General features: G+C 48.7%; 9 protein-coding genes. 6 read left to right on the forward strand and 3 right to left on the reverse strand.

What is annotated here, in order from left to right:
• The first annotated feature begins 48 nt into the window (after positions 1-48).
• The 6 genes from ACES2C_RS08335 (at position 49) to uxuA (ending at position 7,619) form a co-directional block, all read left to right on the forward strand.
• The gene (locus ACES2C_RS08335; protein WP_374166495.1) at positions 49-2,811 is read left to right on the forward strand and encodes a TonB-dependent receptor domain-containing protein; all 2,763 of its coding nucleotides are present in this window, start codon (positions 49-51) and stop codon (positions 2,809-2,811) included.
• A gap of 44 nt (positions 2,812-2,855) precedes the next feature.
• On the forward strand, positions 2,856-4,085 hold the full coding sequence (locus ACES2C_RS08340) for a right-handed parallel beta-helix repeat-containing protein (RefSeq protein WP_374166496.1): 1,230 nt from the start codon (positions 2,856-2,858) through the stop codon (positions 4,083-4,085).
• A gap of 47 nt (positions 4,086-4,132) precedes the next feature.
• Positions 4,133-4,807 carry a phytase gene (locus ACES2C_RS08345; protein ID WP_374166497.1) on the forward strand — a complete coding sequence of 225 codons (675 nt, stop codon included), beginning with the start codon at positions 4,133-4,135 and terminating at the stop codon, positions 4,805-4,807.
• Positions 4,808-4,809: 2 nt separating this feature from the next.
• A complete protein-coding gene (locus tag ACES2C_RS08350) occupies positions 4,810-5,232 on the forward strand; it encodes a phytase (protein ID WP_374166498.1) in 423 nt (140 codons plus the stop codon).
• Between the two features lie 171 nt (positions 5,233-5,403).
• Positions 5,404-6,246 (forward strand): SDR family oxidoreductase, encoded by an 843-nt coding sequence (locus ACES2C_RS08355; RefSeq protein WP_374166499.1) that lies wholly within the window; start codon positions 5,404-5,406, stop codon positions 6,244-6,246.
• Positions 6,247-6,437: 191 nt separating this feature from the next.
• Complete coding sequence (uxuA, locus tag ACES2C_RS08360; RefSeq protein ID WP_374166500.1) at positions 6,438-7,619, forward strand: mannonate dehydratase; 1,182 nt, start codon at positions 6,438-6,440, stop codon at positions 7,617-7,619.
• Positions 7,620-7,831: 212 nt separating this feature from the next.
• Here the strand turns inward: uxuA and ACES2C_RS08365 are convergent, their stop codons facing one another.
• The 3 genes from ACES2C_RS08365 to ACES2C_RS08375 all read right to left on the reverse strand — a co-directional run bounded on the left by ACES2C_RS08365 (position 7,832) and on the right by ACES2C_RS08375 (position 12,182).
• Complete coding sequence (locus ACES2C_RS08365) at positions 7,832-8,104, reverse strand: substrate-binding domain-containing protein (protein WP_374166501.1); 273 nt, start codon at positions 8,102-8,104, stop codon at positions 7,832-7,834.
• A 47-nt stretch (positions 8,105-8,151) separates the two neighbouring features.
• Positions 8,152-8,847, reverse strand: a complete 696-nt coding sequence (locus ACES2C_RS08370) for a LacI family DNA-binding transcriptional regulator (protein ID WP_374166502.1) — start codon at positions 8,845-8,847, stop codon at positions 8,152-8,154.
• Between the two features lie 134 nt (positions 8,848-8,981).
• The gene (locus ACES2C_RS08375; protein WP_374166932.1) at positions 8,982-12,182 is read right to left on the reverse strand and encodes an efflux RND transporter permease subunit; all 3,201 of its coding nucleotides are present in this window, start codon (positions 12,180-12,182) and stop codon (positions 8,982-8,984) included.
• Positions 12,183-12,265 lie beyond the last annotated feature (83 nt).

The following is a 12,265-nucleotide window of genomic DNA, read 5'->3' on the forward strand; positions in this document are numbered from 1 at the left end:
TCGGGATAACTGCTCCTGTGTTTACACATTTGCGGTAGAAAAATTAGTATGAAACGACTGATACAAATTCTGGTAATGTTTTGCTGTTGTGTTTCCACTGTGATGGCGACCACCTTTAAAGGACATGTCTACGACAAAGAAACGGGTGAGCCGCTCGTAGGAGCAACAGTACGTCTCGCTGACAAGATGACGGTCACTGGTCTTAACGGCTCATTCGAGTTAAAAGGATTAAAAAAGGGAACGTATATGCTGCGCGTTTCCCATGTCACGTATAAATTGTACGAGCGGAGACAGGAGGTTTTGAAGGAAGGAACGCCAGCGGTCAGGATCTATCTGGAACCGATCCGCGAGAGCCTGACGGAAGTCTCGATCGTAAGCAAAAAGGACGGTTCTTCTGATCGTACTGCCACACGGCTTATCCAGCAATCTGCGCAAATGGTTAACGTAGTCTCCGGAAGGGCAATTGAGATATCTCCCGACCTTACTGTGGCTAATGTGATTCAGCGTGTCTCTGGAATTACGGTTGAGCGTAATAGTAATGGCGATGCCCAGCACGCCATTCTGAGGGGAATGGATAAGCGGTATAATTACACCCTGGTCAATGGGGTGAAAATTCCGAGCCCCGACAATCAGTACCGTTATGTTCCGCTTGATATCTTCCCGTCCGACTTGATGGAGAGGCTTGAGGTTTATAAGTCGCTTACCCCGGATATGGAAGGAGACGCTGTTGGAGGTGTGATCAACATGGTGATGAAGGACGCGCCGGATCGCTTACAGATCAACGCGAATATTTCAGGAGGCTACAATCAGCTGTTTCTGGACCGGAAGTTCATGAGCTACGACCATCCTGCTGTTCGCATGAAATCGCCGTATGAAATGTACGGCAGCGGTTATCGCGCACAGGCGGCTGATTTTCCAGCTGGTCTTCTCGATTATAAGTATGGAAACCCTTCTCCTAACGTGATTGGCAGCCTTTCGCTCGGGCAACGGTTCCTTGATAGTAAGTTGGGAATGGTCATAGCGGGCAGCTATCAGAATACTTACAGAGGCAGTAACAGTACTTTTTACAATTCCTCTCTCAGCGATAACCAGTTTTCCGTTATCACCAGTCAGGATAGACGACAGTTTTCTGAGCAGCAGACACGGTATGGTTTGCATTCTAAGGTCGATTACGTCCTTAATCCTAACCATAAATTCAGTTTTTACAATGTATTCCTTGATCTGGATAACTATCAGGTGAGAGATGTTGTCAATACCGACTACTCGAACGGTTACAATACCCCAGGCGGGAGTGCGATATTGAATTATTCAACGCGGAGTCGTTTTACAAGGCAGGAAATCTATAACGGAACCTTGCACGGGGAGCATCGGCTGCTGGCCGAAAAACTCAGGGTGAAGTGGTCAGCTGTTTACTCCTCTGCCAGGAATAGCATTCCTGATAATACTTTGGCTTATCTGTATGGAACTCAAACGAATTGGATGCAGTCCCGTACCTATGTAGATAACCTGAACAAGAATAAGCGCAGATGGGAGCGGAATACGGACGAAGATAAAGCCGGGTACCTCGATTTTTCCTATTCTTTGAGCTTGGGATCGGCTAAGCTGGATCTGTCAGCAGGTGGCTTGTATCGCGATAAGCAAAGAAGTAATTTTTACAACAGCTACTCGTTGAACCCGCTAAATTCTGCAGCCTTGTTCGGGACAGATTTTCAGAAGTATAATGAGATTGAATGGGTAGTACAGAATCCGGGAGGTGCCGTTAATAATTCGCTTACCTATGGATCCTCGGAGAAGACAAGTGCGGGCTACGGGATGTTTAAATATGTAGGAGGCAACCTTGAGGCAGTGGGAGGGCTCCGTGTTGAGCATACTGATCAGGGCTACGATCTCCTTTTTCAGGCAGCTGAAGAGCGCCCCGGCGGGAAGCAGATCTATACAGACTTATTGCCTTCACTGACATTAAAGTATCACATCGGCGAGAAGCACCAGCTTCATGCCTCGTATTTCCGCTCTCTTAACCGGCCGGGCTTTTCCGAAATTGTTCCAGCCGGCGCAGTGTACGAGGAATACAGGGAGATTGGTAACCCCGATCTCAGGCGTGCTATTGCAGATAACTTTGATCTGCGCTACGAATTTTTCCCGGGTGCTACCGATCATCTATTGCTGGGTGCGTTTTATAAAAATATCAAGGATCCCATCGAGTACACTCTTCAGCGCAATGCGATTCGAGGCCAGGATACGTACTTTATGCCGGGAAATTTCGGGAGGGCTCATAATGTCGGAGCAGAAATAGATGCCGTAAAATACTTTAACAAGTTCGGACTAAGGGCAAACTATACCTGGACGCGATCAAGAATAACGACCTCTAAGTTCCTCACCTACCGGGATGAAAACGGCAACGTTACACCGAAGAACGTTGATCAGCGACGTCCTCTCTACGGTCAGTCGGAGCACGTAGGCAACCTGTCCCTGTTATACAAGGATGGAAAACGGGGCTGGGATGTGCAGCTTGCTGGTGCTTATACCGGGGCAAGGATAGTTTCTGTCTCGCAGTATCTGGATAACGACTTGTGGCAGGAGGGGGTTGTCCAGCTCGATTTTTCGCTGGAGAAGAGGCTTAAGAAAGGCCTTAGTCTTATTGCCAGGGCCGGAAATCTTTTGAATACCCCCAACAAGCAATTTATAAAAGGTACCAACCCTCAGAACCAGAAGATCCTGGAGAAGATTGAATCCGACGGGCGCACGCTGATACGTGACGACCGGTACGGGCAAAGTTATCTGCTGGGGCTGAGATATAAGTTTAGTAAATAGGTTTGAGAATCAATCAGCTGAAGATGAATATGAAAAATTTTTGGATGGCAGCTCTCTGTGCTGTGCTGCTGCTGGGTTGCGAAAAAGCAACTATTGATGTTGATACTTCGCTGGCCAACGGATCGGCAGCGGGGGAGATTTCCGGTGTTTGGCCTAAAGGTAGTGTGCAGATCATCAAAGGAGATGTCATAATTCCGGAAGGCCAGTCGCTTACCATCGAAGAAGGGGTTACGGTTCTTATGGACACGGTTGCAAAGCCCGAGTTCATTGTAAAAGGCAACCTTTATTGTATGGGTACTGAGGCCAATCCGGTACGATTCACGGTAGAGCAGGGGGCCAGAGGAAGCGGCCACCAGTTTGGAAGGCTATGGGGTGGTATTCTTGCGGCGCAGAGCTGTACCGAGTTATTGCTCGATCACACCATCCTTGAATACGGCGGCGCAACCACTACCGATGCCTCCACTTCTGTCAAGATGAAGCTTTATAAACAAAAAGCGGGGGAGAACCTTCCGGCACTCTGGTTTGCAAACGCTAATGGGAAACTGATCGTTGTCAATAGCGTGGTCAGAAATTTCCAGGAAGACTGCACCTACATAGAGGGCGGTAAGATCATATTTGCCAATAATTATTTCTATACAACGGGCGCATCGGGAGGCGAAGCAATGAATTTCAAGTCGGGATGCCTGGCTGATATTGCATACAATGTCGTTTACAGTGCGAATACAAATGCGCTCAAGCTTTCTAATTCAGGAGAGAAGGTTCCGCAGACTTACATTATAGCGTATAACAATACGATGGTGAACACCGGATGGCGCAGGCCCACTGCCAAAGGTGGTTCTGTTTGGCTGGAGAGTACAGTAAGGGCCGATCTGGTTAATAACCTCTTCATCAATACTCGTTTTGGGATAAAACGGGACACTAAAAAGCCGGAAGACAGCAGGAGCGTGGTTTCTAACAATCTTTATTACGGATACGATCAGACTACTGTCAACCAGTTTCAGGTTACTTCCGACATAGTTGGAGGTACGGACGAGATCCGGGGAACAAATGCAGGGCAGAACGATCCTCTCTTTGTAAACTACCCTCTTAATACCCCCATGATGAATGCCGCTTTTGATACATCCTGGGATTTTCATCTGAAAACAGGTTCACCTGCATTGGGCAAGGGCAAAGCTGATATTTTCAGGCACTTCGCCTCCGGTCTTAACGCCAATGGTAATCTGTATGTTTCACCGGCTCCGGTAAATTATATTGGTGCCTTTGGTCTCAATTGATCCTTTTATCAGGCCTGCAGAAAGGGTCTGTGTTTATAATGATTCGCATGAAAAAATACACTTTTTTATATCTGCCACTACTCGCAGTAGCATCCCTTTCTGCAGCCTGCAGTACTTCGTCTTCTACTGACAGCGTTCTTGGGAAGGTCGCAGGAGTAAATTCTCCTCCAGTGAAGCCGGTGATTATAACTGAGCCGGTACGGTTCGATTCAGATGATCCTGCTATCTGGGTTAATCGTGCCCGGCCATCTGAAAGCCTCGTCATTGGTACTGATAAAAATGAGAACGGGGCGCTCTATGTGTTTAACCTTCAGGGTAAGATCGTCGCGGAAAAAGTGGTTAGAGGTCTTAAAAGGCCCAACAACGTCGATGTTGCTTACGGTTTAAAACTCAACGGAAAAGCCGTTGATATAGCAGTGACCACAGAACGCCTTACTCATAAGCTGCGAATTTATACAGTTCCTGATATGAAGGCAGTGGATAAGGGAGGAATAGAAGTTTTCAGGGGAGAAACGGGCAACGAGTTCCGTGATTTGATGGGGATAGCGCTTTACCGGTCGCCCGATAGTAAGATCTACGCGATAGTGGGCCGCAAAAACGGCCCGAAGGAGGACGGATATCTTTGGCAGTATGAGCTGTTGGACGACGGAACAGGCAATGTAAAAGCGGAGCTCGTCAGGAAGTTTGGGCAGTACAGCGGAAAAAAGAGATTGAAGCGATAGCAGTGGACAATGAACTCGGCTACATCTACTATTCCGATGAACAGACAGGAATCAGGCAATACTATGCCGACCCTGAAAAAGGGAATAAGCAGCTGTCCATATTCGGTACCTCAGGTTTTGCAGTGGATCATGAAGGAATATCGATCTACAAGCTTTCTGATTCGACCGGTTATATCCTGGTCTCTGACCAGGGAGCAAACCGCTTTCAGGTATTCAGACGGGAGGGGACCAGGTCCAAGCCTTTTAAACATGAGTTGCTAAAGGTTGTAAATGTTGCTGCAAGGGAGAGTGATGGCTCAGATATTGTGTCGATGCCGCTTAATAATACGTTCAGGCACGGGCTCTTCGTGGTGATGAGCACAGACAGGACTTTCCATTTCTATCGCTGGGAGGACATTGCAGGAAAGGAGCTCGGGGTTAAATAGTTGAGGTGCTGCAGTATAAGGAGTGGAGAGAGCAAAGCCGCCGGCTTGGTTCTTTCCACTTTTCTGTTCTTGATCGGAATCGTTTCCGTAAATATTTACGGCAGAAGCTTCGCCAGCCATGCTTTTTTTTGTCAATTTTACCTAACCAAATATCCATTTTAAATTAAACGTATGTCCTCAGAATTTTCAGGAAAAGTAGCCGTTATTACAGGAGGCGGTGGCGTGCTTTGCAGCACAATGGCCAAAGCATTGGCGAGCCAGGGAGCTAAAATTGCCGTTCTCGACTTAAAGGCAGAAAACGCAGAGAAAGTAGCTGCAGAGATCGCTGCTCAGGGCGGCAGCGCCATTGGCGTTGCGTGTAATGTTCTGGAACTCGAAAGCTTAAAAGCTGCGCACGAACGGGTGCTCGCTGAGCTTGGACCTTGCGACATTCTCATCAATGGAGCCGGTGGTAATCACCCTAAAGGAACTACATCAAAGAACCACCTGCTTCAGGAAGACCTAAGCTCAACAGAGGAAGGCCTTAAGACTTTCTTTGATCTGGATCCCGAAGGTATCAAGTTTGTTTTCGACCTCAACTTTATAGGAACTCTTCTTCCTACACAGGTCTTTGCAAAAGATATGGTAGGAAAAGCAGGTGCTTCAATTATCAATATTTCTTCGATGAATGCATTTCGCCCGCTTACCAAGATCCCTGCATATAGCGGTGCAAAGGCAGCTATTTCCAACTTTACGCAGTGGCTGGCCGTTCATTTTTCAAAGGTCGGTGTGCGCGTAAATGCTCTTGCACCCGGATTCTTCCTGACAGATCAGAATCGTACTTTGTTAACCAACACGGACGGTAGTCTGACCGACCGCGGGAATACGATCCTGTCGCATACTCCGATGGGCCGCTTCGGTACTCCCGATGATCTTACCGGCACGCTTCTCTGGTTGTGTGGTGAAGGTTCTTCATTTGTGACCGGAGTAGTGATCCCAATCGATGGCGGTTTCAGCGCGTTCAGCGGCGTGTAGGGAGTTGTAAATTTTAAGTAGTAAGTAATAAGTTTAGGGCTGAAAGCTGAAAGCATAAAGCTGAAGGCATAAAGCAGAAGGCGGAAAGCTGAAAGCTGAAGGCGGAAAGCTGAAAGCAAAAAGCATAAACCAGAATCTGATAGCTGATAGCCGATGGCTGACAGCTATAACGCGACAATAGCAAAGAAAATATGGCATTAGAACAAACCTGGAGATGGTACGGACCAAAGGATCCTGTCTCTCTTTCCGATATCAGACAAGCTGGAGCTACTGGTATCGTCACTGCACTGCACCATGTTCCAAACGGCGAGGTGTGGTCTGTGGAAGAAATTGTAAAAAGAAAAGAAGAGGTTGAGAACGCCGGACTGACCTGGTCGGTCGTGGAGAGTGTGCCTGTTCATGAGGATATCAAGAAAAGGAGCGGAAATTACGCCCAGTACATTGAGAACTACAAGCAGACCTTGAAGAACCTCGGCGCTTGCGGAATTGACATTGTATGCTACAACTTCATGCCGGTGCTCGACTGGACCCGTACGAATCTGGATTACCGGATGCCCGACGGCTCTACCGCTCTCAGATTTGAAGCTGCTGCGTTTGCAGCCTTCGAACTGTATATTCTTAAGCGGCCCGGGGCTGAAGAGAGCTATACGGAGGAACAGAAGCAGAAAGCCAAACAGTATCTTGATGCGCTGTCTGATGATGACAAGCAGAAGCTCGTTAGAAACATTATTGCTGGCCTGCCCGGTTCTGAAGAAGGTTATACTCTTGAAGAATTCCTGAAAGTACTTGCCGGATATAATGAGATCGGACCTAAGGAGCTGAAAGAGAACCTCTACTATTTTCTTTCACAGATCATTCCTGCGGCTGAAGAAGCTGGCGTGCTGATGTGCATTCACCCTGATGACCCTCCGTTCCCAATCCTCGGACTGCCACGCGTGGTGAGTACCGAAGCGGATATCAAGGAACTTTATGCTGCCGTCGACAGTCTTCATAATGGCTTAACCTATTGCACCGGCTCTTTCGGGGTTCGTGCCGACAATGATTTGCCGGGAATGGTGGAAAGACTGGGCGAACGCATTCACTTCATCCACTTAAGAGCAACCAAAAGGGATGAAGAAGGTAACTTCCACGAAGCGGATCACCTGACCGGCGACGTGGATATGTACGCTGTGATGAAGGCTTTGCTGGCTGAGCAGAAGAAGCGTGAGGCAGCAGGAAGAAAGGATCTGCGCATGCCTTTCCGACCCGACCACGGACATAAGATGCTCGATGATCTAAATAAGAAAACAAATCCGGGCTATTCGGCAATCGGAAGACTAAGAGGCCTGGCTGAGCTGAGAGGCCTTGAACTCGGCATACTTCGCAGTAAATAAATACGTCAAGTTCATTATAGGTGCTGATCCGGCGGGCCTCGTCCCGAAGGGTCAGCATTTTTTTAGCTTTAGGTTGTTAGGGACAACAGTGCTTGCCGGAGGATAAGAGATACAAAGTAACAGCGGATGATAGTTCGAGCCGCCACGTTAGGGACAACAATGCTTGCCAGAGAACAGGAGGTTCTCGTCCCGCAGGGTAAGCATTTTTTGCTTCAGGTTGCCCTTGTCGATTCCCGTTCGATCAGTGACGACGTCAAAACGATCTTTTGATTGTTGATATCCTCCGGGTTTTTCTTAAAAAAGTCAAACAGTGCTACTGCCGCCTGTTTGCCAATCTCAAATGCGGGCTGGGTAATGGTCGTGAGCGGAGGGCTTAGCAAAGATGCGGTTCTCAGGTTCGAAAAGCTGATGACCTTCACATCTTCAGGGATTCTGATTTCTAGCTCATGGCAAACCTCGTAGGTAAGCAAAGCGAGTAATTCCACTGAGGCGAAGATTCCATCCGGCCTTTCGGCGGAAGAGAGCAGTGCTCTTATTTTTTCTCGTTCTCAGCGCGATCAATCCCGCAGTGTACGACATACTGTTCTGCATTTTTAATATTCTGGTCCCTGACGGCGTCAAGATATCCCTGCATTCGGTTTTGGTCGATCGACAGATTTCCTGAAAAAGCAAGATAGCTGACTGCCTTTGAGCCCCGCTCAAAAAGGTGCTTTGTGGCCAGGTATCCGCTCTCGTAGTCGTTCGTAGTAACTTTAACGGTCGGTATCTCCTCGCAGATCCGGTCGAAGAATACGATCGGAATATTTGCCTTGGAAAGATCCTGTAAATGGCTGATATCGGCCGTCTCGCTGGCCAGCGACATCAAAACACCATCCACTCTGCCGTTCAGTAAAAGCCGGATAAAAGCCGCCTCTTTCTGATAGTTCTCATGGGTCAGATAAATAAGTACATGATAGCCGTTGGCCTGCGCAATCTCTTCAATTCCATCAATCACCAGGGAAAAGAAGTTATTTGCAATCTCGGGTACGATCACAGCAATGGTATTACTGTTGCGCTTTCTTAGGCTCCTGGCGTACGGGTTTGGTTGGTAGTTCAGCTTGCGGGCAAGTGAAAGGACTTTTTCTTTTGTTTCAACACTGATATCGTAACTGTCGCTCAGCGCTCTGGAGACAGTAGACACCGCCAGGTTTAATTCCTTAGCTAAACGCTTCAAGTTTACCGGATCCATAGACACGAAGATATTAAAAATACCTGTTGCGCAATGTAACTTGGTTGTAACGGAATGATAGTGAGCTGAAATCAAAAAGGGAGCTGCGAAAACAGCTCCCTTTATCAGAATTGGATCGATCCTTTGACAGGTCTTTAAATATTTCCTTCGTCCTGATCGTCCTCGTTCACATGAAGGGTGTCTTTATGCTCCTCAGGATGGTAATTAGCCTGAAGTTCAGCCAGCTTTTGCTTGCCGTAGGCAAATCGCGTGATTAACACAAACAATACCGGAACAATAAAGATTGCCAGCAATGTTGCTGCAAGCATCCCCCCGAATACCGTCCAGCCGATGGTTTGTCGCGCTGCAGCTCCTGCACCCGACGAAAGCATCAGCGGAATGATCCCCAGGATGAACGCCAGTGAGGTCATGATGATCGGCCTTAAACGAAGCTTAACAGCTTCCAGCGTTGCCGCAACGAGCTCCATACCCCAGTCAACGCGTTCCTTGGCAAACTCCACGATCAGGATCGCGTTCTTTGCCGCCAGTCCGATCAGGGTTACCAGTCCGATCTGGGCATAGATGTTATTGTCAAGCTTGGGGAGGAATATCAGTGCCAGGATGGCTCCGAACACACCCAGCGGTACCGAAAGGAGGATGGAGAATGGCACCGACCAGCTTTCGTAGAGTGCTGCGAGAAGCAGGAATACGAAAACGATACAAAGTGCGAAGATCATGATCGTCTTATTTCCCGCTTGCCGCTCCTGCAAGCTCAGTCCTGAGAAGCTGTAGGTATAACCGCTCGGCAGCGTTTGTGCAGCTACTTCCTCGAGTGCCTTGAGCGCATCCCCGCTACTATATCCGGGTTTCGCAGCTCCGTTTATTTCGATGGAGCGGAACAGGTTATAGTGGTTGATGATCGACGGGTTTTCTGCCATCTTGTATGAAACCAGTCCGCTCAATGGTACGTTTGTGCCGGCTGCATTTTTCACGTAAAGCTTGTTCAGGTCTTCAATGTGGCTCCTGTAGCTGGTGTCTGCCTGGGTCACTACCCGGAAGTTCCTTCCATAGCGGGTAAAGTCGTTGATATAACTACTGCCCAGATAGCTGGAAATGGTACTGTAAATACTACCCACCGAAACGCCCATTTTCTTAGCCTGATCGCGGTCTACCGTGAGCTGGTAGTTCGGAGTGTTGGCATTAAAGAGTGTGTAGGCCATGGCTATCTCCGGACGCTGATTGGCGGCACCGAGGAACTTGTAAACAGAACCGACAAAGTTTTTGATGTCGCCACTCGTCTGCTCCTCAATCTGAAGGCTGAAGCCGCCGCTGGTACCCAGTCCCGGGATGGCAGGAGGCGATACGGCAAGGAGACTTCCTTCTTTCGCTCCGGCAAACATGCCCTGTACCTGTCCGATAATCTCGCTTACCGTGCGGTGCCTTTCTTCCCATGGCACAAGCTGTACGAAGAAGGTACCGGCGTTCGACTTGAACGCCCTGTTAAGAATATTGATACCGGCGATAGAGGTAATGTTTTTGACCTCAGGAACCTGTTTCTGGATTTCTTTGGTAATCTTTTCAAGGAACTCATTCGTTCTGGCAGCAGAAGCACCTTCGGGAAGGCTGGCCCCCATCAGGAATATACCCGCATCTTCATTCGGGATAAAGCCTGCCGATTTCGCACGGAAAAGTCCGAACGCGCCTACGTAAATACAGAGAAGGATGATCATCACCAGAGGCGCTTTACGGATGCTCCATTTGACGCCTTCTGAGTATTTATTGGTGGTGCGGTGAAACCACACGTTGAATTTGTAGAAGAACTTGTTCACTCCTCTGGATTCCTTGTTCAGGTTCATAGGCACCAGCAGAAGCGAACATAATGCCGGGGTGAGCGACAAGGCCACAAATGCCGACAGTACCACGGATACCGCAATGGTAATGGCAAACTGCTGATACAACTGGCCAACCATGCCTGGGATGAAACCCACCGGCACGAACACGGCAGCCAGGATCAGGGCAATGGCGATTACCGGAGCCGTGATATCTTTCATCGCGCGCCGTGTAGCCTCTTTAGCCGACAGCTTTTCATGGTCAATATAATGCTGCACCGCTTCTACCACCACAATCGCATCATCCACCACGATACCAATTGCCAGTACGAATGCGAGCATGGTCAGGGTGTTGATCGAAAATCCGAAGAGTGTGAAGAAAATGAAGGTACCGATGATCGATACTGGGATAGCCAGAACCGGAATCAGGGTAGCTCTCCAGCTTTGAAGGAAGAAGAACACGACGATGGTAACCAATATCAGGGCTTCAATCAGGGTATGAATCACCTCACTGATCGAGTTCTGAATAACCGAAACCGTCTCGTAGCTCACCACGTAGTCAAGGTCCTTGGGGAATGACTTTTTCAGTGTTTCCAGGGCTTTGTAAATGCCCTCGGCTGTTTGTACCGCATTCCCTCCGGGCATCTGGTTAATGGCCATCATAGACGCCACTTTGCCATTTACTTTTGAGCTGGTAGAATAGGCGAACTCGCCGAGTTCTATCCTGGCTACGTCTTTCAGGTATACGATTGAGCCGTTCGTGCCGGTTTTGACCACGATGTTACGGAAATCCTCCTCCGTCTCAAGGTCACCGTCCATTACCACGGAGAATTCAAAGGACTGGTTGGATTGTTGCGGAGGCCCGCCCACTGTTCCTCCCGGAATGCGGACGTTCTGTTCCTGTATAGCAGCAGATACGTCAGCCGGAGTAAGGCCGAGTTGAGCAAGCTTATTGGCATCCAGCCATACACGCATACTGAACGGTTGTCCGAATGCCTGAACGTCCCCGACGCCTGGAACACGCAGGATCGCATCGCGGATGTAAAGGTTCACATAGTTCGACATGAACTTCTGGTCGTATGTGCCGTTAGGGGAGTAGAGCCCGAGCACCATCAGGATGTCCGTGTTTGCTTTACGGGTGGTAACACCGAGGCGTCTCACCCCTTCGGGCAGGGCCGGCTCGGCGATGCCCACACGGTTTTGCACGTCGAGGGTGGCGATATCAATGTCGGTCCCTACTTCAAAGGTAACCGTGATAGCTGAACGCCCGTCAGAGGTACTGTTTGACGACATGTAGATCATGCCGGGTGTGCCGTTAATCTGACTTTCTATTGGTGTAGTAACCGTTTTTTCTACTGTTTGTGCATCTGCACCTGTATAGGTACCGCTAACAGTCACCGTAGGGGGCGAAATGTTAGGATATTGACTGATCGGCAGGGTGGTGATTACAATGGCACCTATCAGGACGATCAGTATCGATATGACGATGGCTGTAACCGGACGTCTTATAAATACTTCTGAGATCATAGTTTTTCGTTTCGTATAATTACTTCTTTGGCTGTGGCTGCGCAGGAGACTGGGGGCATTCGGATCGCTTTCGATCACCTTTG

It is taken from the genome of Arcticibacter sp. MXS-1, assembly GCF_041902385.1.
Taxonomy (GTDB): domain Bacteria; phylum Bacteroidota; class Bacteroidia; order Sphingobacteriales; family Sphingobacteriaceae; genus Arcticibacter.